Origin of the sequence: Micromonospora sp. HK10 (assembly GCF_000982955.1) — a bacterium.
GTDB lineage: Bacteria > Actinomycetota > Actinomycetes > Mycobacteriales > Micromonosporaceae > Micromonospora.
Genome location: NZ_KQ058836.1, coordinates 46212 through 70168, shown reverse-complemented (window position 1 = coordinate 70168; position 23957 = coordinate 46212). Strand labels below are relative to the sequence as shown.

Annotated in this window: 22 protein-coding genes; 14 read left to right on the top strand and 8 right to left on the bottom strand. The window is 74.4% G+C overall.

All coding sequences use genetic code 11. The features are described from left to right. Nucleotides 1-48: 48 nt before the first annotated feature. From LQ51_RS19060 to LQ51_RS19015, 10 genes are all read left to right on the top strand, one after another. Nucleotides 49-786: a GntR family transcriptional regulator gene (locus LQ51_RS19060; RefSeq protein ID WP_046567572.1), complete on the top strand. Its 738-nt coding sequence runs from the start codon at nt 49-51 to the stop codon at nt 784-786. A 154-nt stretch (nt 787-940) separates the two neighbouring features. Next, nucleotides 941-2338 (top strand): extracellular solute-binding protein, encoded by a 1398-nt coding sequence (locus tag LQ51_RS19055; RefSeq protein ID WP_046567571.1) that lies wholly within the window; start codon nt 941-943, stop codon nt 2336-2338. A 4-nt stretch (nt 2339-2342) separates the two neighbouring features. Further along, nucleotides 2343-3260: a carbohydrate ABC transporter permease gene (locus tag LQ51_RS19050; RefSeq protein ID WP_046567570.1), complete on the top strand. Its 918-nt coding sequence runs from the start codon at nt 2343-2345 to the stop codon at nt 3258-3260. Next, nucleotides 3257-4135, top strand: coding sequence for a carbohydrate ABC transporter permease (locus LQ51_RS19045; RefSeq protein ID WP_046567569.1), 879 nt, complete (start codon nt 3257-3259; stop codon nt 4133-4135). Before LQ51_RS19050 ends, LQ51_RS19045 begins: the two co-directional genes overlap by 4 nt. Beyond that, nucleotides 4135-5382, top strand: coding sequence for an ABC transporter ATP-binding protein (locus LQ51_RS19040; protein WP_046567568.1), 1248 nt, complete (start codon nt 4135-4137; stop codon nt 5380-5382). The genes LQ51_RS19045 and LQ51_RS19040 overlap by 1 nt, the downstream gene beginning before the upstream one ends. A gap of 2 nt (nt 5383-5384) precedes the next feature. Continuing rightward, a complete protein-coding gene (locus LQ51_RS19035) occupies nt 5385-6593 on the top strand; it encodes a CehA/McbA family metallohydrolase (RefSeq protein WP_197087830.1) in 1209 nt (402 codons plus the stop codon). Beyond that, the gene (locus LQ51_RS19030; protein ID WP_197087829.1) at nt 6584-7492 is read left to right on the top strand and encodes a sugar phosphate isomerase/epimerase family protein; all 909 of its coding nucleotides are present in this window, start codon (nt 6584-6586) and stop codon (nt 7490-7492) included. The genes LQ51_RS19035 and LQ51_RS19030 overlap by 10 nt, the downstream gene beginning before the upstream one ends. Then, complete coding sequence (locus LQ51_RS31380; protein WP_052744967.1) at nt 7489-8634, top strand: Gfo/Idh/MocA family protein; 1146 nt, start codon at nt 7489-7491, stop codon at nt 8632-8634. Before LQ51_RS19030 ends, LQ51_RS31380 begins: the two co-directional genes overlap by 4 nt. Next, nucleotides 8634-11381, top strand: a complete 2748-nt coding sequence (locus tag LQ51_RS19020; RefSeq protein ID WP_046567566.1) for a glycoside hydrolase family 38 N-terminal domain-containing protein — start codon at nt 8634-8636, stop codon at nt 11379-11381. Before LQ51_RS31380 ends, LQ51_RS19020 begins: the two co-directional genes overlap by 1 nt. Nucleotides 11382-11693: 312 nt before the next feature. Further along, nucleotides 11694-13952 (top strand): hypothetical protein, encoded by a 2259-nt coding sequence (locus LQ51_RS19015; RefSeq protein ID WP_046567565.1) that lies wholly within the window; start codon nt 11694-11696, stop codon nt 13950-13952. Nucleotides 13953-14040: 88 nt separating this feature from the next. Here the strand turns inward: LQ51_RS19015 and LQ51_RS19010 are convergent, their stop codons facing one another. Together LQ51_RS19010 and LQ51_RS19005 are read right to left on the bottom strand one after the other, a co-directional pair. Next, entirely contained in the window at nt 14041-15228 is a 1188-nt protein-coding gene (locus LQ51_RS19010) for a low temperature requirement protein A (RefSeq protein ID WP_046567563.1), read from the bottom strand. Nucleotides 15229-15270: 42 nt separating this feature from the next. Beyond that, nucleotides 15271-16011: an SDR family oxidoreductase gene (locus tag LQ51_RS19005; RefSeq protein ID WP_046567562.1), complete on the bottom strand. Its 741-nt coding sequence runs from the start codon at nt 16009-16011 to the stop codon at nt 15271-15273. A gap of 127 nt (nt 16012-16138) precedes the next feature. On the opposite strand from LQ51_RS19005, the gene LQ51_RS19000 reads away from it, so the two are divergent. Together LQ51_RS19000 and ddaH are read left to right on the top strand one after the other, a co-directional pair. Continuing rightward, complete coding sequence (locus LQ51_RS19000; RefSeq protein WP_046567561.1) at nt 16139-16639, top strand: RrF2 family transcriptional regulator; 501 nt, start codon at nt 16139-16141, stop codon at nt 16637-16639. Then, nucleotides 16636-17511, top strand: coding sequence for a dimethylargininase (gene ddaH, locus LQ51_RS18995; protein WP_304413733.1), 876 nt, complete (start codon nt 16636-16638; stop codon nt 17509-17511). Before LQ51_RS19000 ends, ddaH begins: the two co-directional genes overlap by 4 nt. 42 nt (nt 17512-17553) lie before the next feature. Here the strand turns inward: ddaH and LQ51_RS18990 are convergent, their stop codons facing one another. The 6 genes from LQ51_RS18990 to LQ51_RS18965 all read right to left on the bottom strand — a co-directional run bounded on the left by LQ51_RS18990 (nt 17554) and on the right by LQ51_RS18965 (nt 22602). Further along, nucleotides 17554-18237, bottom strand: a complete 684-nt coding sequence (locus tag LQ51_RS18990; RefSeq protein ID WP_046567560.1) for a TMEM175 family protein — start codon at nt 18235-18237, stop codon at nt 17554-17556. 195 nt (nt 18238-18432) lie between these two features. Continuing rightward, nucleotides 18433-20709 carry a catalase/peroxidase HPI gene (gene katG / locus LQ51_RS18985; RefSeq protein WP_046567559.1) on the bottom strand — a complete coding sequence of 759 codons (2277 nt, stop codon included), beginning with the start codon at nt 20707-20709 and terminating at the stop codon, nt 18433-18435. Between the two features lie 23 nt (nt 20710-20732). Further along, complete coding sequence (locus LQ51_RS18980; protein WP_046567558.1) at nt 20733-21161, bottom strand: Fur family transcriptional regulator; 429 nt, start codon at nt 21159-21161, stop codon at nt 20733-20735. A gap of 199 nt (nt 21162-21360) precedes the next feature. After that, entirely contained in the window at nt 21361-21843 is a 483-nt protein-coding gene (locus LQ51_RS18975; protein WP_046567557.1) for an SRPBCC family protein, read from the bottom strand. Beyond that, nucleotides 21840-22163 (bottom strand): ArsR/SmtB family transcription factor, encoded by a 324-nt coding sequence (locus tag LQ51_RS18970; protein ID WP_046567556.1) that lies wholly within the window; start codon nt 22161-22163, stop codon nt 21840-21842. The genes LQ51_RS18975 and LQ51_RS18970 overlap by 4 nt, the downstream gene beginning before the upstream one ends. A 97-nt stretch (nt 22164-22260) precedes the next feature. Next, entirely contained in the window at nt 22261-22602 is a 342-nt protein-coding gene (locus tag LQ51_RS18965) for an ArsR/SmtB family transcription factor (RefSeq protein WP_046567604.1), read from the bottom strand. A gap of 172 nt (nt 22603-22774) precedes the next feature. Here LQ51_RS18965 and LQ51_RS18960 point away from each other — a divergent pair, with 172 nt between their 5' ends. Further along, on the top strand, nt 22775-23536 hold the full coding sequence (locus LQ51_RS18960; protein WP_046567555.1) for a metalloregulator ArsR/SmtB family transcription factor: 762 nt from the start codon (nt 22775-22777) through the stop codon (nt 23534-23536). After that, a complete protein-coding gene (locus tag LQ51_RS18955) occupies nt 23533-23916 on the top strand; it encodes a VOC family protein (RefSeq protein WP_046567554.1) in 384 nt (127 codons plus the stop codon). The genes LQ51_RS18960 and LQ51_RS18955 overlap by 4 nt, the downstream gene beginning before the upstream one ends. The last annotated feature ends 41 nt before the right edge of the window (nt 23917-23957 follow it).

Genomic DNA, 23957 nt, shown 5'->3' with positions numbered 1-23957 from the left:
GCCCATCAACGCCCCGGATCCCCGCACCGCCGAAGCGAGGAGGCACCCGTGACCGGCCCCGAGATCGCGGTCGACCGCAGCAGCCCGATACCGCTCTACTTCCAGGTCGCCGAGCAGTTCGCCGCGGCGATCCAGCGCGGTGAGCTGGCCCCCGGTGACCGGCTGGACAGCGAACTGCAACTGGCCGACCGGCTGGGGCTGTCCCGTCCCACCGTGCGCCAGGCCATCCAGCACCTGGTCGACAAGGGACTGATCGTGCGCCGGCGCGGGGTCGGCACCCAGGTGGTCCGGGGCGAGGTCCGCCGGGCCGTCGAGCTGACCAGCCTCCACGACGACCTGGTCCGGGCCGGCCAGCAACCGTCCACCTCGGTGCTGGAGCTGGCCACGGTGGCCTGCCCGCCTGCGGTGGCGGCGGCGCTGGGCCTGCCACCGGGTGGCGAGGTGCAGCACCTGCGCCGGCTACGTTTCTCCGACGGGGAGCCGCTCGCGGTGATGGAGAACTGGCTCCCGCTCGACCTGCCGCGGCTCACCATGGAGGCGTTGCAGGCCGACGGCCTCTACGCGATCCTGCGCGCCGGCGGCCGCCGGATCCGGGGCGCCCACCAGCGGATCGGGGCGCGGGCGGCGACCGCCGCGGAGGCGCAAATGCTGGCCGAGCGGCGCGGCGCGCCGCTGCTCACGATGACCCGCACGGCGTACGACGACCAGGGCCGCTACGTCGAGCACGGCGCGCACATCTACCGGGCCAGCCGCTACTCCCTGGAGATCACCGTCGCCGAGCGCTGACCGGTGGATGTTTCGCGCTCATTTCAGTGACAGGTATTTACGTCGTCAGGCTGTCATGACATTGTGGCCGCAGCACCGCCGGCAGCGGACGTGCGGCCGGCGGGGCGACCTCGCGAGTCTCTTCGAAGTCACTCCTTGCGAAGGGAAACAGCCCATGTCAGCCAAGCCGAGACGCGCCGCGGGCGTACTCGCCGCGCTCACCGCAGTCGCCCTCACCGGCACCGCCTGCGGCGGGTCCGACGAGCCCGCCGGCAAGGACGCCAAGAACATCACCCTGACCATCGCGGCCAACTCCATCGCGGGCGGGAAGAACTCCGCCGGCGCCGAGTGGATCGAGAAGTGGGTCATCCCCAAGTTCGTCGAGGCGCAGAAGGCCAAGGGCGTCACCGCCAAGGTGACCTTCGTGCCCAGCGGCGTCGACGACGAGCAGTACAAGACCAAGCTGGCCCTGGACCTGCGGTCCAAGGGCGGCGCCGACGTCATCGCCGTGGACGGCATCTGGATCGGCGAGTTCGCCCAGGCCGGCTACCTCAAGCCGCTGGCCGAGGTGGCCGGCGACCAGGTCGACTCCTGGGAGGGCTGGTCGCAGATCCCGGACAGCGTGCAGGGGCTCGGCTCCTTCGAGGACAAGCGCTACGCCATCCCGCTCGGCACCGACGGCCGGGTCCTCTACTACAACAAGAAGCTGTTCGCCCAGGCCGGCCTGCCCGCCGACTGGCAGCCGAAGAGCTGGCAGGAGATCCTCGACGCCGGCACCAAGCTCAAGGCGCTGCCCGGGGTGACCCCGATCCAGATCAACGCCGGCACCGCGATGGGCGAGGCCACCTCGATGCAGGGCGCGCTGCCGCTGCTGGCCGGCGCCGGCGGCGAGATCTACCGGGACGGGAAGTGGGCCGGCGCCACCCAGCCGGTCAAGGACGTGCTCGACTTCTACACCAAGATCTACGGCGGCGGGCTGGGCGACCCGAAGCTGCAGCAGGAGGCGAAGGGGCGGGACAAGTCCTTCGCCGAGTTCGCCGCCGGCAAGATCGGCATCCTGGCCGAGGGCGACTACTTCTGGCGCAGCGTCATCAACCCGAAGGACGGCATCGCCAAGATGGCCGACCGGGACACCACCGTCGGGTACGCGATGATCCCGGCGAAGCAGCCCGGCGCCGGGCTGCGCGGCCAGGACTTCGTCAGCATGTCCGGCGGCGGCGTCCGCACGCTCAACCCGAACTCCAAGTACCCGTCCCAGGCCTGGGAGCTGCTGTCGTTCATGCACTCGGCCGAGGCGGTCAAGGCCGAACTGGCCGGCGAGGCGCGGATCACCGCACGGCAGGACGTCAACAAGGAGGTCCTCGCCGGCGACCCGATGCTCAGCTACGTCACCGAGAAGGTGCTGCCGCTGACCGCGTACCGGCCGCCGCTCGCGGTGTACCCGCAGGTGTCGGTCGCGCTCCAGGAGGCCACCGCGGCCGCCGCGTCGGGCAAGAGCGCCGAGGAGGCCGCCACGGCGTACCAGAAGAAGGTCGAAGGGCTCGTCGGTGGTCCAGGTAACGTCACCTCCTGACGAGATGGTCGAGGGAGCGCGCCCGGTCCCGGGCGCCTCCCCGGCCCCCGACGCCGCCGGTCTCGGCCGGGCCCGGGCCACCGGGTTCCTCGTCCCGGCCATGGTGCTCATCCTGGTCTTCCTGGTGGTGCCGGCGGCCTGGACGATCTACCTGGGCGTGACCAACTACCGGCTCACCGGGCTGGCCGCCGCTCACCCCGAGGTCGTCGGCCTGGACAACTACACCCGGGCCCTCGGCGACGAACGGTTCCGCACCTCGCTGCTGCTGACCCTGCAGTTCGTCCTCGGCTCGGCGGTCATCGGTCAGGCCGGCCTCGGCTTCGCCATCGCCTTCGCGCTGCGCGACCGGCGCGGCCCGCTGCGCCGGCTGGTCGAGGGGTTCGTCCTGCTCTCCTGGATCCTGCCCAGCTCGGTGGTCGCGTTCCTCTGGATCGCCCTGCTCGACCGGGACGCCGGCACGCTCAACGCGCTGCTCGGCATCCCCGGGACGGCCTGGCTGCTCGACCACCCGATGCTGTCGATCATCGTCTTCAACACCTGGCGCGGCACCGCGTTCTCGATGATGCTCTACGCCGCCGCGCTGGAGAACGTCCCCCGCTCGCACCTGGAGACCGCGCGGCTGGCCGGCGCCTCGACCTGGCAGCAGCTGCGCGACGTGGTCTTCCCGCACATCCGCGGCCACGTGCTGACCAACCTGCTGCTGATCAGCCTCTGGACGTTCAACGACTTCGCGCCGTTCCTGATCACCGCGGGCGGGCCCGAGCAGCGCTCGGAGATCCTGCCCGTCTACGTCTACAAGGTGGCGCTCTCCGGCGGCGAACTCGGCTTCGGCGCCGCCATCTCGTTCGTCATGCTGCTGATCAACCTGGTCATCGCGCTGGTCTACCTGCGCATGCTGGGCCGGCGGAAGGAGGCGGCGTGACCAGCACGGCCACCACCGCATCCAGCACCGAGCCGACCGGCGACCGGCCCGCCGTCGCGGTCCGCCACCTGCTCGCCCAGGTCGGCCGCTACACCTTCCTCTGCGTCGTGCTGGGCTTCTTCGCGCTGCCGCTGCTGTGGCTGGCCACCGCCCCGTTCGACGACACCCCGACGGTCACCGCCTCGCTGCCGGCGTTCACCCTGGACAACTTCCGCGCCCTGCTGGACAACCCGTACGCGCTGAGTTCGCTGCTCAACTCGGTCTACCTGGCCGCCGGCACCGCCGTCCTGGTGGTGGCCTTCGCCGCGCTCGCCGCGTACGCGCTGAGCCGGGTCCGGGTGCCCGGCCGCGACGCGCTGCTCTACGGGCTGCTGCTGCTCTCGTCGATCGTCACCGGCACCGCCACCATGGTGCCGCTGTTCGAGCTGGCCTTCCGGCTCAACCTGATCGACTCCCGGCTCGGCGTCATCCTGATCCTCAGCGGCGGGCTGCTGCCGGCGGCCATCTTCATCCTCAAGGACTTCATGGACTCCACCCCGACGTCCTACGAGGAGTCCGCCCGGGTCTTCGGCGCCAGCCCGTTGCAGATCATGCGGCACATCGTGGTGCCGCTGGTCCGCCCCGGCCTGGCCACCGTCGGGGTGTGGGCGGTGGCCAACGTGTGGGGCAACTTCCTGGTGCCGTTCCTGCTCCTGCGCGGGCCGGACAAGGCCCCCGCCGCGGTGATCATGTACACCCTCTACACCGAGGGCGGGCAGGCCGACCTGCGCCTGCTCTCCACCTTCTCGCTGCTCTACTCGCTGCCGGTGGCGCTCATGTTCGTCTTCGTCAGCAGCCGGTACGGGTTCCGCTTCCACGGAGGGATCAAGCGCTGATGTCCGCCATCACCATGCGCGAGCTGACCAAGGTCTACCCCGGCGGGGTACGCGCCCTGGACGCCCTCGACCTGGAGATCGCCGACGGCGAGTTCTTCGCCCTGCTCGGCCCGTCCGGTTGCGGCAAGACCACCCTGTTGCGCACCATCGCCGGCCTCGAGGTCGCCTCCGGCGGCAGCGTGCGGATCGGCGAGCGGGACGTCACCAACCTGCCGCCCGGCCGGCGCGACGTGGCCATGGTCTTCCAGGACTACGCCCTCTTCCCGCACATGACGGTGCGGGACAACATCGCCTACCCGCTGCGGATCAAGAAGGTCGACCGGCGCAGCCGGGCCGGCAAGGCCGGCGAGACCGCCGACGAGCTGGGCCTGGCCGGCCTGCTGGAGCGCCGCCCCGGGCAGCTCTCCGGCGGCCAGCAGCAGCGCGTCGCCCTGGCCCGGGCGATGGCCTGCCACCCGCAGGTGTTCCTGCTCGACGAGCCGCTGTCCAACCTGGACGCCCGGCTGCGGCTGGAGGCCCGTACCTTCCTCAAGCGGCTGCAACGGGAACTCGGCGTCACCACCGTCTTCGTCACCCACGACCAGGCCGAAGCGCTCGCCCTGGCCGACCGGATCGCGGTGATGGAGGGCGGCCGGATCCGGCAGGTCGGCACCCCCACCGAGGTGTTCCGCCGCCCCGCCAACACCTTCGTCGCCGGCTTCATCGGCTCCACCCCGATGAACCTGATCGCCGCCCGCGTGCACGGCGAGGAACTGGCGGTGGCCCGGGCCCGGCTACCGCTGCCCGAGGACGCCCGGGACCGGGTCACCGACGGGGAGCGGCTGGTCTACGGGGTGCGCCCCGAATACCTCGACTACTCCGCGAGCCCGGTCGACGGCGCGCTGACCGGCGAGGTCGTGGTGGTGGAGAACCTCGGCAGCGTCTCCCTGGTCTCGCTGGACGTACCCGCCGACGACCCGGACGCGGCCGACGCCCCGGACGGCGGCGCCGGCCCGGATGGCGACGCCGGCCCGGACGGCGGCGACGGGCCCGGCGCGGGCCTCGCGGCCGGCGACACGGGCGCGGGCGCGGGCCGGACCAGCGTGCAGGTGGTCGTGCCGGAAGGGAGCGAACCCGAGCCGGGCGACACCGGCTGGGTGGTGCCCCGCCCCGGCCGGTCGCTGCTCTACCGCGACGGCAACCTGGTCACCGCCGCCCCGCCCGCCGGCGTGCCGGCGCCCCGCGCGGGCGTCGCCGCCCGGAGCTGACCGTGGTCGTGCACCGGGGCAGGTGGACCCTGCAGGACCGCGCCGACGACGTGCTCCGGACCCTGCCGGTCACCGTCGCGCCCGGCACCGCCGCGCTCACCGTCCGGCTGGACTACCCGCGCCAGGCCGGGGTGCTCGACCTCGGCTGCGTCGGCCCGGCCGGCTTCCGCGGCTGGTCGGGGGGTGCCCGCGACGGCTACACCGTGACCGCCGACTGGGCCACCCCCGGCTACCTGCCGGGCGAGCTGGAACCCGGCGAGTGGCAGGTGCTGCTGCGGTTGCACCGCATCCCGCCCGACGGGCTGGACTACGAGGTGACCGCCACCACCAGCGGCACGCCGCCGCCCGCGCCACCCGCACCCGCGGCGCCACCCCGCCCGGACCGGCCGCCCCGCCGCGACCTGCCCACCGTCGACGGCCGGCGCTGGCTCGCCGGCGACCTGCACGCGCACACCGTGCACAGCGACGGCAGCTCCACCATCGACGAGCTGGCCGCGCTCGCCGCCGACCGGGGCCTGGACTTCCTCGCCGTCACCGACCACAACACCGTCAGCCACCACCCGTGGCTGCCGGCCGCCGCCGCCCGCTACGACATCACCCTGCTGCCCGGCCAGGAGGTCACCACCGACCGGGGGCACGCCAACGTGTTCGGCCCGGTGCGCTGGGTCGACTTCCGGCGGCCCCCCGACGAATGGCTCGGCACCGCCCGGCGCGACGGCGGGCTGATGTCGATCAACCACCCGCTCGGCGGCGACTGCGCCTGGCGCCAGCCGCTGGCCGAGCGCACCCCGCTGGTCGAGGTGTGGCACTCCGGCTGGTGGGACCGCACCTGGGGCGCCCCCCTCGCGTGGGCCCGGGCCTGGCGGCCGGACGTGGTGGCGATCGGCGGCAGCGACTTCCACCGCCCCGGCGACGACGCACTGCCCGGCTCCCCCACCACCTGGGTCCTCGCCGGCGGCGACACCCCGCCCGGCGACGCCGTGCTGGACGCGCTGCGCGTCGGCCGTACCGCCGTCTCCGCCGCCCCCGACGGGCCGCTGCTGCTGCGCCTCGGCGACGAGCTGCTGGTGCTCGACGCCGACGGCGCGCTGCTGGCCTACCCCGACGGGCGGCACCGGCTGGTCCGCGGCGACCGGTGCCTGCTGCCGGCCGGCGACGGGCTGCACGTCCTGGAGTCCCACCGCATGGAGGTGATCGCACTGTGCAGCTGACCGGACGCACCCGGGTGGCCGGCGCCCCCGTCAACTACGGCATCTACCGGACGGCCGACGCACCTGTCGGCCCCGACGATCTGCTCGCGGACCTGGCCCGCGACGGCTACACCGGGGTGGATTCCGGCCCGATCGGCTACCTCGGCGCCGGCGAGGCCCTCGCCGGACGGCTGGCCACGGCCGGCATCGGGCTGGCCGGCGGCTGGGTCGACCTGCGCTTCGCCGACCCGGCCGGCTTCGCCGCCGACCTGGCCCAGCTCGACGCCGCGCTCGACGTGTTCACCGCCGCGCCGGCCGACGACGCCCGGTTCACACCCCGGCCGACGCTGGCCTGCCCCGGCAACCCGGCCCGGATGGCCCGGCCGGGCACCCCCACCGACCTGGCCTCGGCGCTGCCCGCCGCGGCCTGGCCGGACTTCGCGGCCCGGGTGCAGCAGGCCGCCGACCGGTGCCGCGACCGCGGCCTGGAACCGGTGTTCCACTACCACCTCGGCACCGACGTGGAGACCGAGGCGGAGGCCGACCGGCTGCTCGAGCTGACCGACATCGCCATCTGCCTGGACACCGGGCACCTCACGCTGGCCGGCGGCGACCCGGTGGCCGCGCTGCACCGCTGGGCCGGGCGGATCGGGCAGGTGCACCTGAAGGACGCCGACGTCGCCGCGCACGCCCGGGTCCGGGCCGCCGGCGGCGGGCTCATGGACGTGGTCGCCGCCGGCGGCTTCTGCGCCCTGGGCCGTGGCGACGTCGACCTCGCCGGGGTGCTCGCCGGCCTCGACGAGATCGGCTACACCGGCTGGCTGGTGATCGAGCAGGACGCCCCCGAGGGCGGGGCGCTCGACCGGATCCGGGCCGACCAGCAGGCCAACCTCCGCTGGCTCGAGGAGGCGCTGCGATGACCGAGCCGGGCAAGCGGATCCGGATCGCGGTGGCCGGGCTGGGCGTCATCGCCCGCACCGTGCACCTGCCGCTGCTGCAACGCCGCGCCGACCTGTTCGAGATCGTCGCGCTGGCCGACCTGTCCCCGGCCCGGGTGGCCGAGCTGGGCGACCGGTACGGCGTCGAACCCGCCCGCCGGCACACCGACGCGGCCCGGCTGGTGACCGACGGCGGCTGCGACGCCGTGCTGCTGGCCACCTCCGGCTCGCACGGTGAACTGGCCGCGCTGGCGCTGCGCGCCGGCCTGCCGGTGCTCTGCGAGAAGCCGCTGGCCTACACCGTCGCCGAGACCGCCCGCCTGGCCGAGCTGGGCGCCGGCGCCCCGGCGCTGATGGTCGGCTACATGAAGCAGTACGACCCGGCGGTGGCCGAGGCCGGACGGCTGCTGGCCGAGCTCGGCGGCGCGGCGCGGGTGCACGCCGTGGAGGTGACCGTGCTGCACGCCGGCGGTGACCGGCAGCTGCGCTTCGCCAACCTGCCGCCGGCCCCCGGCGACCTGCCGGTCGACGAGGTGGCCCGGCTGACCGCCGCCGACCACGCGCTGCTCGACGCCGCCGTCGGCGCCGACCCGGGGGCCCGCGCCCTCTACCAGATCCTGATCAACAGCATCTCGCACGACCTGTCGCTGTTGCGGCTCTTCACCGGGGCGCCGGCCACCGTGGAACAGGTCGCCACCTGGCCGCTCGCCCCGCACGGGCCGGCCGAGCCGTCGGTGGAGATCAGCGGGCGGCTGCCGGGCGGGGCGCGCTACGGCATCCGGTGGCTCAACCTGCCGGACTACCCCGCGTACCGGGAGACGGTCACCCTGCACCATGCCCGCGGCTCGCTGGAGCTGGTGTTCCCCTCGCCGTACCTGCTCAACGCGCCCACCACGCTGACCGTGGTGGACGAGCACGGCGGCGGCGAGCGGCGGGCCGCGTACCGGTCGGTGACCGAGGCGTTCGAGCAGGAACTGGTCGCGTTCCACGCGATGGTCACCGCGGGGGCCGCCCCGCTCACCGGCATCGCCGAGGGCACGACCGACATCCGGACCAGCCAGCAGGTGGTACGCCGCTACGGGGAGCTGACCGGGGCGGCGATCGGCGGAGAGGCGGCGAGCTGATGACACGACCGACCGAGATCATCGTGGTACCGCACACCCACTGGGACCGCGAGTGGTACGAGCCGTTCCAGCGGTTCCGGTTGCGCCTGGTGGCGCTGCTGGACGACGTGTTCGACCGGATGGCGCACGACCCGCGGCAGCGGTTCACCCTGGACGGGCAGCTCGCCGCGGTGGACGACTACCTGGAGGTCCGCCCGGAGCGGCGGGCGCAGGTGATCGACCTGGTCCGCGCCGGCCGGCTGGCGGTCGGCCCCTGGCAGATCCTGCTCGACGAGTTCCTCTGCTCCGGCGAGAACATCGTCCGCAACCTGGAACGCGGGCTGGCCCGCAGCGCCGACCTGGGCGGCGCCATGCCGGTCGGTTACCTGCCGGACATGTTCGGCCACATCGCCCAGATGCCGCAGATCCTGGCCGGCGCCGGACTGGCCCACGCCTGCGTGTTCCGGGGCGTGCCCGAGCGGGTGCGCAGCCACGCCTTCGCCTGGCAGGCGCCCGACGGCACCACCCTGCGCACCCAGTACCTGCCCGGCGGCTACGGCAACGCCGCCGGGCTGATGGAGGATCCCGCGCAGGTCACCCGCCGGGCCGCCGACCTCGCCGACCGGCTCGCCGGGTGGCGGCCGGCCGGCGACGACACCCCGGTCCTGGCCATGTACGGCACCGACCACGCCGCCCCCGCGCCGGACGCCCCCGACCTGCTGGCCACCGCCGACCTCGCCGGCACCCGGCTGCGGCTGGGCACCCTCGCCGAGTACTTCGCCAGCCAGCCGGCCAGCGTCGACGGCCTGCCGGTCGTCCGCGGCGAGCTGCGCTCGCACGCCCGGGCCAACATCCTGCCCGGAGTGATCTCCGTGCGCGCGCACCTCAAGCGGGCGATGAACCGCGCCGAGCGGCGCGTCGAGCGGTACGCCGAACCGCTCGCCGCGCTCACCCACGACGGGTCGGTGCAGCGTTTCCTCGACATGGCCTGGACCCGGCTGATCGACGCCAGCTGCCACGACTCGGTGACCGGCTGCGGCTGCGACGAGACCGCCGAGCAGGTCGCCGCCCGCCTCGCCGAGGCCGACCAGCTCGGCCGGGCGGTCTGCGACCTGGTCGGCGCCCGGCTGGCCGCCGCCGTGCCCCGCGACGGCTACCTGCTGTTCAACCCCACCCCGGCGGCGCGGACCGCCCTGGTGCACCTGGACGTGGCGGTGCCGGCCGACGGCGGCGTGGCGCTCACCGACGCCACCGGGCGCGCCGTGGCCGCCCAGGTCCTCGACCGGGCCCGCACGCTGCTCGCCGACGACGTGGTGCCGGCGGCGGACCTGCCGGCCGTGCTCACCCGGGTGCACGGCCGGGAGCTCTACGGCCAGGAGGTCACCGCCTGGTCGGTCTCGCCCGACGACGCCACGCTCACCTTCCAGGTGGCCCGGCACGGCGACCCGGCCTTCGACGTCGAGGACGTCCGGCTGGAGCTCGCCGCCGCCGGCCCGCACGACCGGTGGCGGGTACGGATCCTCGCCGCGCCCCGGGCGACCGTCGCCGCCCTGGTCGAGGTGCCCGCGCTGGGGCGCGCCGCGGTCCGGCCGGCGCCGCTGCCGGCGACCGCGGCACCCGCCGCCGCCCCGGTCACGGTGGCCGGCCGCGGTCTCGACAACGGCCTGCTCCGGGTCGACGTCGCCGAGGACGGGACGCTCACCGTCGCCACCCCGGACGGGGTCACCGTGGACGGGGTCGGCCGGATCGTCGACGGCGGCGACGTGGGCGACAGCTACAACTACGCCCCGCCGGCCGCCGACGAACTGGTCGACAAGCCGCGGGCGGTACGCACCGTGGTGCGCCACGACGGGCCGCTGGTGGCCGTCCTGGACGTGCTGCGGGAGTACCGCTGGCCGGTGGCCGCGGACGTGGACGCCGGTTCCCGGGCGGTGGACCGGGAGCCGATCACCGTGACTACCCGGGTCGAGCTGCGCTGCGGTGAGCCGTTCGTCCGGCTGCGCGTCGAGTTCGACAACCGCTGCGACGACCACCGGGTCCGGCTGCACCTGCCGCTGCCGTCCCCGGCCGACACCTCGTACGCCGAGGGCCAGTTCGCCGTCGTGGCGCGCGGCCTGACCGCGGAGGGTGGCGGCGGTGAGGTGCCGCTGCCCACCTTCCCGGCCAACGGCTTCGTGGCCGCCGGTGGGGCGGACGGCGCGCTCGCGGTGCTGCTCACCCAGCCCACCGAGTACGAGCTGACCGACTCGGGCCGCGAGCTGGCGGTCACCGTGCTGCGGTCGATCGGGATGCTGTCGCGCAACCGGCACGCGCTGCGCGACGAGCCCGCCGGACCGCAGCTGCCGACGCCCGAGGCGCAGTGCCGGGGCGCCCGCACCGTGGACCTGGCGGTGCTGCCCTACCGGGGCTCCTGGCACGAGGCCGGCGTGGTGGCGGCCGCCGAGGCGTACCGGCACGGGCTGCTGGCCTTCCCCGGCACCGCCGGGCCGGACGTACCGCTGCCCGGGCCGGTGGTCGGGCTCGGCGTCGCGGGTGCCGGCGTGGCGATGACCAGCGTGCGGGACCGGGCGGGCCGCACCGAGGTACGGCTGGTGGCGCAGACCCCGGTGCACACCGTCGCGGTGCTGGGCGGTGTGCCGCTGCGCGGCGCGTGCCGGGCCGACCTGCTCGGCCGGGCCGGCGAACCACTGCCGGTCGACGCCGACGGCCGGGTCCGGCTGCCGCTGCGCGCCTGGGAGATCGCCACGGTCCAGCTCGACCTCGCCTGAGCGGGCCGCCCCCACGGGCGACCGCACCGGTCGGGCCGCGCCGGCGGCGTCCCGACCGGTGCGGTGGCGACCCGGCAGAGCCCGCGCGCCGCACGGGCCGCGCCAGCGGCGCCCGGCCGGCGCGGTCGCGACCCGGCAAAGCCCACGCGCCGCCCCGGCCGCCCTCCTAGCCTGGAACGAGGACGCGGGCCGCCACCGTCCTGCCCGACAGCGACCAGGTCGGGCAGCCGACGGTCGACCGGCCCGCAGGACGGGGCCGTCCCCGCGCCGGACGCGCCCGGTGCCGACCCCCGAAGACGACCCGGGGGGCCGATGTCGGAGGCAGCAGCACGGTCGGCCGGGCCGGAGAACTCCGACGACGTGGTCGAGCTGCGGATCCACGGCGCCGCCAGCGGGGGCACCGGACCGGGGCTGGATCTGCCACCGGTCGAGCAGGTCGCCGGGGATGCCAGCGGGGGCTTCTACCGGGCGCGCCGCGACGCGGGCAGCCCGGGCGGCGACCGGGTGACGCTGGAGGCGTACCGTTGGGCCGACCTGCCCTCCGGGACGGTGGCCGGGACCCTGGCGATGGTGTTCCTGCTGCCGTTCATGCTGGTCAACGTGGCGATCTGGATGCGCCCGGCGAACCCTGGCTCGGACCTGGTCGTCCGTTCCCTGTGCCGGTTGCTGGCGCTCACCCTCACCGTGCTCTACGTGCTCACCGTCGCCGGGGTGGCCCTGGACCTGATCGCCTGGAAGTGCCTGGGCTCGCCGCACTGCCTGACCGGCCGGAGCTGGTTGTCCTGGCTGGGCGGACGGCCGGTCGGGGTGCGCCTGGCGGTGCTGGCGATCGTGCCGGCCGCCGCCGTCGGCCTGGTCTGGCGGGGCAGCACCCGCCCGGGGCGGGTGTACGAGGCCTTCCGCGCGCCCGAGGAGGGCGTCTCCGGGCACCGGCTCGGCGGCGTCGGCCGGTGGGACGCCGAACCGCTGGTGCGCCGGCTGCGCTCCCTGCACGTCGCGGCCGCGTTCGCGACCCTGGACGCCGTCCTGCTCGTCACCCGGCTCGCCGCCACCGATTCGGCCGGCACGCTCGTGCTGGCGGTGCTCACCGGGGCGGTCCTGACCGCCTGCGCGGTCCTGCTCTGCACGCCGGCGCTGATCGACCGGTCCCCCGCCGACCGGCGCCTCGACCGGGTGGCGAGCGGGCTGCGCACCATCGCGCTCGGGCTGACCGCCGCGGCGGCGGCCGATGTCCTGGCCGCCCCGCGGCGCTGGCCCGAGGAGGCCGGCCTGCCCGGCTACGACGCCCTGCTCACCGGGTTGTTCGTCGGCCAGACAGCCCTGCTGGCCGCCCTGGCGGCGGTGCTGCTCGTCCGTCGGGACCGCCGGCCGCCGGGCAGGCCGCTGTTCGGGTTGGGCGCGCTGGTGGTCGCGGCCGCCGCGATCAGCCTGGCGGCGGCGTTCTCCGCGGAGCTGGTCTACCGGGTGACGGACTTCCTGGACCGCGACGCGCAGACCGCGGCGGGGGTGGCCGCCGGCCCGCCGCGGGCGTACACCTGGGCGATCTTCGGCTTCTTCCGGACCGTACTGATCACGCTGGTGGTCGCGGGGCTGGTGACCCTGATCTCCCGTCCCGGCCGGCTGCGCGCGGCGGCGGCGATCGTGGCCCGCGACCATCCGGACCGGGCGGAGGCCGGTCCGCGCCTGCGGCAGGTGCGGGAGGCGATCGCCCACGCCCGGTTCACCGAGCTGCTCATCCCGTTGGCCGTGGTCTACGCCGGCCTGGCCGCCGCCGGCACCGCCACCACCACCGTCGGCCTGCTGCGGGTGGTGCCCGGTGACGTCGTCGAGCGGTTCGCGGGGTTGCCCGCCGACCTGGTCAGCATCGCCATCGCGGCCGGCAGCTGGCTGATCGCGCTGGTCATCCTCGGCCTGGTGCTCGGCGGGATCTTCGCCCACCGCACGGCCGGGTTCCGCCGCCACGTCGGCGTGCTGTGGGACCTGGGCACGTTCTGGCCCCGGGCCGCCCATCCGTTCGCGCCGCCCTGCTACGCCGAACGGGCCGTGCCGGAGCTGACCCGGCGGATCACCTACCTGGTCGGGCGCGGTCAGGCGGTCCTGCTCACCGGGCACAGCCACGGCTCGGTGCTGGCCGCCGCGACGGTGCTCCAGCTGCCGCCCCGGGTCAGTGGCCGGGTCGCCCTGCTCACCCACGCCTCACCGCTGCGCCGGCTCTACGCCCGGCTCTTCCCCGCCTACCTCGACGACGAGGTGCTGCACGAGATCGGGGCCCGGATCGGCTGGCGGTGGGTGAACCTGTGGCGCGACACCGACCCGGTCGGGGGTTGGGTCTTCTCCGCGGACCGGTCGCCGCCGCCCGACCCGGCCGGCGACCCGGCGGCGAGCGTGGACCGCCGGCTGCGCGATCCCACCGACGTGGTGGCCCCGCCGGGCGACAGCGTCCCACCGCCGATCCAGGGGCACCGGCCCTGCGAGTCGGATCCGCGGTTCATCGCGGCGGCGCACGAGCTGGTCGAACGTCTCCGTGCCGGGGCGGACGGCGGGCCGCACCGCAACGGTCCGGGGCGGTGACGTCGCCGGCCCGGCCGGCTCCTCGCCGGCTCGGATCATGCCGGCGCGGCCGGCGTGGCGGTCCGGCGACAGGCCGCGGCTCGCCCGGTCAACCGGCGGCGCCCGGTGGCGACGGCGCCTCGACCGGGTGCGCGCGGGCCCGGGCCGCGTCGGCGAGGGCGACGCCGGCCAGCACGGCGGCGGCCGCGACGCCCACGAGCAGCGGCGGCAGCCGGACCAGCGCGGGGATGAGGGCGACCGCCACGGCCAGCCCGATCAGCCGGCCCCGGGACACCTGGGAGAAGACCGTGTACTCGAAGGCCGCCCGGCCGGCGAGGAACAGCACGGGTCCGCCGAGCAGCACGACCGCCCAGGCCGGCCGGCCGGCTTCCAGCGGATGGGCGATCGTCACCTCGGCCCCGACGGCGGTGCACCCGGCGCCGGCCACCATGACCAGGTGGGTGTACGACACGGACCGGGCGAGGCGGGCCCGGTCGGGCGCCGCCGCGATGGCCGCCGACAGCAACTCCCCCGCGCGGTAGATGTAGATCCGCCACAGCAGCACGGTGGTGCCGATCGCGACGATGAAGGCCGGGGTGCCGTAGGTGGTGAAACCGGTACCGCGCAGTGTCAGCCCGGTGACCAGGATCAACTCGCCGAGCGCGATGATGAAGAACTGCCGGTACCGCTCGGCCAGGTGCTCGGCGACGCTCGGCAGCTGTGCCGTGGGGGTGCGGCCGACCCGCGGCGTGGGATGGCGGAACAGGTACGCCGCGTAGTCCAGGGCCACCGCCAGGCTCCACAGGATCGCCCGCCCCGCCCCGTGGGTGAGCGCCCCCGCCAGCCAGGGCAGCGCGGAGACGCCGAACCAGAACAGTCCACGCACGGTGGTCCGCCGCAGCTCGTGCCCGCGCAGCGCGATCGCCAGGAAGAAGTCGCGGCCGACGTGGATGAGGACGTACGCCGCCGCGAAGATCAGACCCCCCGCGCCGAACGCGCCCGGCAGCGCGACCGCCATCACCAGGGCGCCCACCATGATCGCGATGGTCAGCACCTGGATCGCCGGCCGCTGCGGGTCGAACAGCTCGGTGATCCAGGCGGTGGTGAACCAGACCCACCAGACGGCCAGCAGCAGCACCAGCGCCCGGCCGGCGCCGGACCAGGACAGGTCCTCGAGCAGCGCGTACGAGAGCTGGGCGAGCGCGAAGACGAAGGCCAGGTCGAAGAAGAGCTCCAGGTAGGTGGCCCGTTGATCACCGGGTCCGCGGAGCCAACCGTTCGCCCTGCCGGCCGTCACGCGCTCGCCCGTCCTGCCGGGTCGCCGCCGGGTGCCGGTCGGTCAGCGGGCCGACTGGAGCCAGTCCCGGTAGTGGGTGGGCGCGCGGCGCGCGTCCGGGCCGCCGATGAGCACGTCGCCGTCGACGACCGCGAACATGCCGGCCTGGTCGTCGGTGACCACGGTCCGGTCGTCCTGCTGGGCGGCGAGGGTGAGTCGCCCGAGTTCGTCGAGGGCGAAGACGTCCGGGCCGGCGACGTTGCGGATGCCGTTCAGCGGCGCCCCGGTCGCCACCTCGACGACCGCGTCCACCACGTCGGCGGCGGCCATCGGCTGCACCGGGGTGGCGGGCAGGCGGACGGTCTTGTCGTCCGAGGTCCAGGCCAGGACCGCGTTGACGAACTCGAAGAACTGGGTGGCGCGCACGATGGAGTACGGCGTGGGCCCCTGGCGGAGCAGCTCCTCCTGCAGCGTCTTGGCCCGGTAGTAGTCGAGCTGCGGGACCTGGTCCACGCCGACGATGGAGAGGACCACCTGGTGCCGGACGCCGGCCCGCTCCCCGGCGGAGAGCAGGTTGTTCATCGAGGTACGGAAGAAGTCCAGCGAGGCCTCGTCGAAGGTCGGCGAGTTCGCCACGTTGACGACCACGTCGGCGCCCGCCAGCGCCTGCCCCAGGCCTTCACCGGACAGCAGGTCGACGCCGGTCGACGGGGATGCCGCGACGGCCTCGTGCCCGGCCTCGGTCAGCTTCCGGACCACCTGGGAGCCGATCAGTCCGGTGCCACCGATGACTGTGAGCTTCATGGCTCTCACCCTTCCACGGCCTGCCGCCCGGCACGCCCGGTTCGTCGAGGCGCCCGGCCTCGAACTCGGATACTTCTTGTCCGAGACAATAATCGGATAGCCTTTGTCCGAGTCAAGGGGGGGTCGGATGAAGCTGTCGGGTGGGGTGGAGTGGGCGCTGCACTGCTGCGTGGTGCTGACCACGGCGACGGAGCCGGTGCCGGCCGCCCGGCTCGCCGCGCTGCATGACGTCTCCGGCAGCTACCTGGCCAAGCAGTTGCAGGCGCTCTCCCGCGCCGGCCTGGTGACCTCCGTGCAGGGCAAGGCAGGCGGATACGTGCTGACCCGGGCACCCGAGCTCATCACCGTCCTCGACGTGGTGGCCGCCGTCGACGGCGCGGCGCCCGCCTTCGTGTGCACCGAGATCCGCCAGCGCGGCCCGCTGGCCACGCCCGCGGAGGCCTGCACCCGGCCGTGCCCCGTCGCCCGCGCGATGGCCGGCGCCGACGCCGCCTGGCGCGCCGCGCTGCGCGCGGTGTCGATCGCGGACCTCGCCCGCGGCGTGGAGGAGGACTACGGCCCCACCGCGCTCGGCGGCATCCGCAACTGGCTGGACGGACCGGACGAGGGCGAGCCCGCGCGCCGGTGAGCGCGGCCGGCCAGGCGGCCGCGCGGATGATCGCGGTGCCCGAGGTGGACGTACCCGTCCGCCGGGCGGTCCACCGCATCGAGGTGCGGCAGACTGAGGGCATGACGCGAGGCATCGCCCTGGTCCGGCGACCCGGCAGCCGGCTGGCCGAAGGGCTGGTCACCCACATCGAGCGCACCGACGTGGACGTCGCGCGGGCCCGGCGGCAGCACGACGCGTACCGGGCGGCGCTCACCGGGGCCGGCTGGCCGGTACGCGAGGTCCCGCCCGCCGAACACTGCCCGGACGCGGTCTTCGTCGAGGACACCGTCGTGGTCTGCGCCGGCCTGGCGGTGCTCACCAGACCCGGTGCGCCCCAGCGCCGTCCGGAGATCGCCGGCACCGAGAAGACGGTACGCGAGGCGGGGCTCGAGGTCCTGCGGATCGAGGCGCCCGGGACGCTGGACGGCGGGGACGTGCTGCAGGTCGGCACCACGGTGTACGTGGGCCAGGGCGGGCGCACCGACGCCGCCGGCGCGGCCCAGCTCGCCGCCCACCTGGCGACCCGCGGCCGCACGGTGGTCCCGGTCCCGCTGCGCGGCGTGCTGCACCTCAAGTCGGCGGTGACCGCGCTGCCCGACGGCACCCTCCTCGCGCTGCCGGACCTGCTCGACGCCGCCGCGCTGCGGCATCCGGTGCGCCCGGTGGACGAGGAGGCCGGCTGCCACGTCGTGCCGCTCGGTGGCGACCGCGTGCTGCTGGCCGCCTCGGCGCCGCGCACCGCGGCGCTCGTGACGGACCTCGGCTTCACCCCGGTGATCGTCGACATCGCCGAGTTCGAGAAGCTCGAGGGCTGCGTGACCTGCCTGAGCGTGCTGATCCCCGGCGCGTGATCGCCGGCGGCCGGTCCCGCCTGAACATCCGGCCGGCGGTGGTCAGCGCCGGCCGCCAGCCCGCCACCGGGGAGGTCCGCCGCGGACGCCCTCGCTGGTGAACGCGTGGTAGATGATCATCGTGATGATGCCGAGCAGCCCGAGGAGCGGGTGCACGAACCAGCCGAGCAGCCCGGTCAGCCCGAAGAGCACCAGGCCGGTGACCGGCCGCACCTCCTGCGCGCGGACCCGATCCTGGCTGACCCCGCGCGCCCGCAGACTCGGATGGCGGCGGAGGTAGGCGAAGAAGACCAGCCAGGGCGCGGACATCAGCGCCGCGGCGGCGGCGTACAGGACCACCGCCACCCGCAGGTCGGCCCGGTTGCCCTCGCTGAGTGCCGAGGCCAGCACCATGGTGGGGAACGGGATGAGGACCGCGCCGAAGAGGATGGCGAGGTTGATCCAGTTGAACGCGAGCGTGGTGCCGCGGACCAGCCGCAGCGCCGCGTGATGGTTGAGCCAGAGCACGCCGACGTAGACAAATGACACGACGAAGGCCAGGAAGGACGGCGCTTCCGAGCGCAGCGCCGCGGCCAGCTCACCCTCGTGGAGGTCCGGCACCCGCAGGTCCAGCACGAGCAGCGTGATGACGATCGCGAAGACCGCGTCGCTGAACGCCGCCAGCCGGCCGGTGTCCGCCGGCCCGGCGGCGGGGTCGCCCGGCTCGACATCCTCCGGTGCGGACATTGCCGCAGGCTAACAGCCCGTGGCGGGGGGACGGGCGCGGTCGGCCGGTCTGCACCCGTGGGGGACCTCCGGGTCGCGGGTGCGGCTCGGCTGAGGCGTCCCACCCGCAGGCGGGGATCGCGAGCCGGCCCCCGAGCACGGGCGAGCCCCGGTCGATCCACCAGGGATCGGCCGGGGCTCGCCGTCGGGGCCGGATCAGGCCAGGTCGAACCGGTCCAGCTCCATGACCTTGGTCCAGGCCGCGACGAAGTCGGTCACGAACTTCTCGCGCGCGTCCTCGCTGGCGTAGACCTCGGCGAGGGCCCGCAGCTGCGAGTTGGAGCCGAAGATGAGGTCGACCGCGGTGGCGGTCCACTTCACCTCGTCGGTGGCCAGGTCGCGGATCTCGTAGACGTGCTCGTCGGACTCCGACGCCTTCCACCGGGTGCCCGGCGAGAGCAGGTTGGTGAAGAAGTCGTTGCTGAGCACGCCGGGCCGGTCGGTGAGCACGCCGTGCCGGGCGCCACCGACGTTGGCCTCGAGGGCACGCAGGCCCCCGACGAGGACGGTCATCTCGGGCGCGGTCAGGTTGAGCATGAACGCCCGGTCGACGAGCAGCACCTCCGGCTGGGTCTTCTCACCGGGGCGCAGGTAGTTGCGGAACCCGTCGGCGCGCGGCTCCAGCACCCGGAACGACTCGACGTCGGTCTGCTCCTGGGACGCGTCGGTGCGGCCCGGGTGGAACGGCACGGTCACCGGCACGCCCGCGTCCCGCGCCGCCTTCTCGACGGCGGCCGAACCGGCCAGCACGATGAGGTCGGCGAGCGAGATCTGCGCGCCGCCGGCGGAGTTGAACTCCCGCTGGATGCCCTCGAGGGTCGCCAGCACCGTGGCGAGCTGCTCCGGCTCGTTCACCTCCCAGCTGCGCTGGGGCTCGAGCCGGATCCGGGCGCCGTTGGCGCCGCCCCGCTTGTCGGTGGAGCGGTAGCTCGCGGCGGAGGCCCAGGCGGTGGTGACCAGCTGCGCGATGGTGAGCCCGGACTCCAGGACCTTGGCCTTGAGGGCGGCGATGTCGGCCTCGCCGACGAGCTCGTGGTCGACGGCCGGCACCGGGTCCTGCCACAGCTGGGGCTCCGGCACCCACGGGCCGAGGAAGCGGCTGACCGGACCCATGTCGCGGTGCAGCAGCTTGTACCAGGCCTTGGCGAAGGCCAGCGCGAACTCGTCGGGGTGCTCCAGGAAGCGGCGGGAGATCTTCTCGTACGCCGGGTCGACCCGCAGCGCCAGGTCGGTGGTGAGCATCGTCGGCTTGTACTTCTTCGCCGGGTCGAACGGATCCGGGATGATCTCCGGGGCGTCCTTGGCGACCCACTGCTTGGCGCCGCCGGGGCTCGTGGTGAGCTCCCACTCGAAGCCGAAGAGGATCTCGAAGAAGCGGTTGCTCCACTGCGTCGGCCGGTCGGTCCAGGTCACCTCGAGACCGCTGGTGATCGTGTCCGGGCCCGCGCCGCTGCCGTAGGTGCTCAGCCAGCCCAGGCCCTGCGCCTCCAGCGGGGCCCCCTCGGGCTCGGGGCCGACGTGGTCGTCGGCGACGCCGGCGCCGTGGGTCTTGCCGAAGGTGTGGCCGCCGGCGATGAGGGCGACGGTCTCCTCGTCGTCCATCGCCATCCGGCGGAAGGTCTCCCGGATGAAGTGGGCCGCGGCGGCCGGGTCCGCGTTGCCGCGCGGGCCCTCCGGGTTGACGTAGATGAGTCCCATCTCGGTCGCGCCGACGCCCTCGCTCATCTCCTTCTCGGAGACGTAGCGCTCGTCGCCGAGCCAGGTGTCCTCCGGACCCCAGAAGATCTCCTCGGGCTCCCAGACGTCCTCACGACCGAAGGCGAAACCGAAGGTCTTGAAGCCCATCGACTCCAGCGCGACGTTGCCGGCGAGCACCAGCAGGTCGGCCCAGGAGACCTTCTGGCCGTACTTCTGCTTGACCGGCCAGAGCAGCCGGCGGGCCTTGTCCAGGTTGGCGTTGTCCGGCCAGCTGTTGAGCGGGGCGAACCGCTGGCTGCCGTCGCCGGCGCCACCGCGGCCGTCCTGGATGCGGTAGGTGCCCGCGGAGTGCCAGCTCATCCGGATCATGAGGCCGCCGTAGTGGCCGAAGTCGGCCGGCCACCAGTCCTGCGACGTGGTGAGGACCTCGGTGATGTCCCGCTTGAGGGCCTCGACGTCGAGCTTGGCGAACTCCCGGGCGTAGCTGAAGTCCGGCCCCAGCGGGTTGCTCTTGGGCGAGTTGGCGTGCAGCACCGACAGGTCGAGCTGGTTGGGCCACCAGTCCCGGTTGCTGCGCGGACGACCGCCGGTCTTCGGAGTCGGCGAGTCGATCGCCGGGTTCTCGCTCTCGCTGCCGTGCGCGGTCACGGAGTCGTGCGCGACCGGGCAGCCGGCCGCGGCCTTCGCGTCCACGCCCTGTGCGCTCACCGGGGTGTTGTCCTGGGTGTCGCTCATCTGTTTCCTTCCGAACTGGCGGTTCACTGGGAGGTGCGTGCGGTCGCGCAGCCGGGGCAGGTGCCCCAGTAGACGACCTCCGCCTCGTCGACCACGAAGCCGTGGTGGTCGGAGGCGGTGAGACAGGGAGCGTGGCCGACGGCGCAGTCGACGTCGGCGATCGCGCCGCAGGAGCGGCAGACGACGTGGTGGTGGTTGTCCCCCACCCGCAGCTCGTAGCGGGCGGTGGCCCGGGCCGGCTGGATGCGCCGTACCAGCCCGGCGTCGGTGAGGGCGCGCAGCACGTCGTACACCGCCTGGTGGGAGACGGTGGGCTGGTCCGCCCGCACCAGCGCGATCACCGTGTCGGTGTCGACGTGCGGGTGGTCGCGCAGTGCGGTGAGCACCGCCAGCCGGGGCCGGGTCACCCGCAACGAGACCGCCCGCAGTCGAGTCTCGAAGTCGGACGCCATGGCACGACCCTAGCCCAGTCTTTTGGAATCAATCAAGTTTTGCTCCACGACACGCCCGGACCAGGTCCGCCGCCCGGTCGCGCCGTAGTCCGGCCGTCGGCAGCGTCCGGCACCGGGCGCGAAGCCGGGTACGCCACGACTCATCATGGCGTACCCGGGGGGAGATCGACGGGGGTTTGCGACGGCTGCCGCGCGGCCCTCAGCCGGCCTGGCCGATGAGGGCGGCGTACCGGGCGAGGTACAGCGGCCATCCCTCGTCGTGGCCGACGCCGTCGCTCACCGACTGCCAGCCCGGGCCGTGCCGGTCGAGGTGGCGGTGTTCCAGCTCGACCCGGGTGCGGTGCGGGGTCTCGGCGAGGAACCGGACCTCGACCTCGCTGGTCCGGTCCGGGTCCGTCTCGATCTGCCACTGCGGGTCGATGTCCCAGCTGAACACGACCCGGTTCGGGGGTTCGTAGACGAGCACCCGCGCCCACCGGCAGACGGTGCCGTCGACGGCGCGGTCGTAGATGTGGCCGCCGACCCGGGGCTCGAACACCGTCTCCGCGATCGCGGCACCGAGCAGGTTGTGCTCCGGCGGCTTGACGTCACCGAACCGCTCGGTGAACACGGTGAACGCCCGTTCCAGCGGGGCCTCGACGACGATCTGCCGGTGGACGGTGGGGACTGTGGTGCCGGTCATGGGATCTCCTCGGTCGGTTCCTCGACGATGTCCTGGTAGCTGCCCAGCGCCCGGCGCCAGAACGTGTCCAGCTGGTCCCGGAGCGCGGCCACCCCGGCCGGATTGAGCCGGTAGACCCGGCGGGTGCCCGCCGCCTGATCGGTGACCAGCCCGGCGTCCTTGAGGACCTTGAGGTGCTGGGACACCGCGGGCCGACTGACCGGCAGCTCGTCGGCGAGTTCGCCGACGGCCCGGGGTCGCTCGGCCAGGCACGCGACGATGGCCCGCCGGGTGGGATCGCCCAATGCGTCCCACCCGTCGGGCGCTTGGTAAGTAGCCACGAACGGTAGGTTATGACTTACCGATGCCGGGGTCAAGCCGATCAGCGCGCCGCCGGGCCGCCGGCCCGGCGTCAGGTCCGCGGCGCCGCCGCGCCCGTCAGCGCGTCCGCCGGGTCGATCGCTTGCGGGGCGGGGTGAGCAGATCCGCGATGGTCGCGATCGCGGTCGGCACCAGCCGGTAGTACGCCCAGACCCCGCGCTTCTCCCGCTCCAGCAGGCCGGCCTCGGTGAGGATGCGCAGGTGGTGGCTGACCGTGGGCTGGGAGAGGCCCAGCGGCGCGGTCAGGTCCGAGACGGACGCCTCACCCTCGGGGGCGGACTGGATCAGGCTGACCAGGCGCAGCCGGGCAGGGTCGGCGAGGGCCTTGAGCACCCCGGCGAGCCGCTCGGCGTCGGCACGTTTGATCGGCTCACCGGCGAGCGGCGAGATCTGAGGCATGGTCATTTCGGTAGCGGCATTTCCCACATCGCCATCATCACACCCAAAGCATCCACTGAGGCGCATATCGCCATCTCCCGCCCGGAACCCTCGACCGATCGGGGTGCCGGTCGCGCGTGTCGAGCGGGCCGATCGCGTTTTGCATCAAAGCGGTTTGATGTATTGTCGGGCCATGCGGCGCGACCGGAGCGGCACCGGCGCGGCCCTGCCGGATTTCCTGCGGGCCGCGGGGCACCCGGTGCGGTGGCGGCTGCTGGGCGAGCTGGCCCGCGGCGACCGGCAGGTGCACGAGCTGACCGCGTTGCTCGGTGAGCAGCAGAGCCTCGTCTCCTACCACCTCGGCCTGTTGCGGCGGGCGGAGCTGGTCCGGACCCGGCGCAGCTCCGCCGACGGCCGGGACGTCTACTACCGGCTCGACCTCACCCGCTGCGGGCACCTGCTGGCCGCCGCCGGCGGCGCGTTGCACCCGGGGCTGCGCTACACGCCCCCGCCGGTGGCCGCGCCCCCGTCGGCCCGGGTGCTGTTCCTGTGCACCGGCAACAGCTCGCGCTCCCAGCTCGCCGAGGCCCTGCTACGACAGCGGTCCGCCGGCGCCCTGGCCGTGTTCAGCGCGGGCAGCCGGCCGAAGCCGATCCACCCGGACGTGGCGGCGGTGCTGGCCGCGCGCGGCATCGACCTGGGCACCGCCCGGCCGAAGCACCTCGACGAGTTCGCCGGCCAGCCCTTCGACCACGTCATCACGCTCTGCGACCGGGTCCGCGAGGTGTGCCCCGAGTTCCCGGGCCGGCCGGCCACCGCGCACTGGAGCATCCCCGACCCGGCCACCGACCCGCAGGGCCGGCCCGCCTTCGAGCGGGTCACCGCCGAGCTCGCCGAACGCGTCGAGTTCCTGCTGCACGCCATCGCCGCCGCACCCGCACTGGAGGCGTCATGACCGACCAGACCGTCCACGTCCGGTACCTCGTCGACGACGTCCAGGCCGCCGTCGACTTCTACACCACCCACCTGGGCTTCAGCCCGCACACCGCCTTCCCGCCCGCGTTCGCCGACGTACGCCGCGGAAACCTGCGGCTGCTGCTGTCCGGCCCGGCCAGTTCGGCCGGCCGGGCGATGCCCGACGGACGCACCCCGCACCCGGGCGGCTGGAACCGCATCCACCTGCTCGTCGAGGACATCGACGCCGAGGTGGCCCGGCTCCGGGCGGGTGGCGTGGTGTTCCGCAGCGACATCGTCACCGGCCCCGGCGGGCGCCAGATCGTGCTGGACGATCCCGCCGGGAACCCGGTGGAGCTGTTCCAGCCCGCCGGCGGCTGACCGCCCGCCCGACACCCGGTGGGGCCCAGGGGCCGGCCCCG

Bases quoted from the DNA above. Each gene is read 5' to 3' on its own strand.
- katG (WP_046567559.1), bottom strand. From the start codon at position 20,709: ATGAGCGACACCCAGGACAACACCCCGGTGAGCGCACAGGGCGTGGAC.
- LQ51_RS18965 (WP_046567604.1), bottom strand. From the start codon at position 22,602: ATGCCTCAGATCTCGCCGCTCGCCGGTGAGCCGATCAAACGTGCCGAC.
- LQ51_RS18990 (WP_046567560.1), bottom strand. From the start codon at position 18,237: ATGTCCGCACCGGAGGATGTCGAGCCGGGCGACCCCGCCGCCGGGCCG.
- LQ51_RS19040 (WP_046567568.1), top strand. From the start codon at position 4,135: ATGTCCGCCATCACCATGCGCGAGCTGACCAAGGTCTACCCCGGCGGG.
- LQ51_RS19020 (WP_046567566.1), top strand. From the start codon at position 8,634: ATGACACGACCGACCGAGATCATCGTGGTACCGCACACCCACTGGGAC.
- LQ51_RS18955 (WP_046567554.1), top strand. From the start codon at position 23,533: ATGACCGACCAGACCGTCCACGTCCGGTACCTCGTCGACGACGTCCAG.
- LQ51_RS19055 (WP_046567571.1), top strand. From the start codon at position 941: ATGTCAGCCAAGCCGAGACGCGCCGCGGGCGTACTCGCCGCGCTCACC.
- LQ51_RS18960 (WP_046567555.1), top strand. From the start codon at position 22,775: ATGCGGCGCGACCGGAGCGGCACCGGCGCGGCCCTGCCGGATTTCCTG.
- LQ51_RS19000 (WP_046567561.1), top strand. From the start codon at position 16,139: ATGAAGCTGTCGGGTGGGGTGGAGTGGGCGCTGCACTGCTGCGTGGTG.
- LQ51_RS19015 (WP_046567565.1), top strand. From the start codon at position 11,694: ATGTCGGAGGCAGCAGCACGGTCGGCCGGGCCGGAGAACTCCGACGAC.
- LQ51_RS19005 (WP_046567562.1), bottom strand. From the start codon at position 16,011: ATGAAGCTCACAGTCATCGGTGGCACCGGACTGATCGGCTCCCAGGTG.
- LQ51_RS31380 (WP_052744967.1), top strand. From the start codon at position 7,489: ATGACCGAGCCGGGCAAGCGGATCCGGATCGCGGTGGCCGGGCTGGGC.
- LQ51_RS18980 (WP_046567558.1), bottom strand. From the start codon at position 21,161: ATGGCGTCCGACTTCGAGACTCGACTGCGGGCGGTCTCGTTGCGGGTG.
- LQ51_RS19050 (WP_046567570.1), top strand. From the start codon at position 2,343: ATGGTCGAGGGAGCGCGCCCGGTCCCGGGCGCCTCCCCGGCCCCCGAC.
- LQ51_RS18975 (WP_046567557.1), bottom strand. From the start codon at position 21,843: ATGACCGGCACCACAGTCCCCACCGTCCACCGGCAGATCGTCGTCGAG.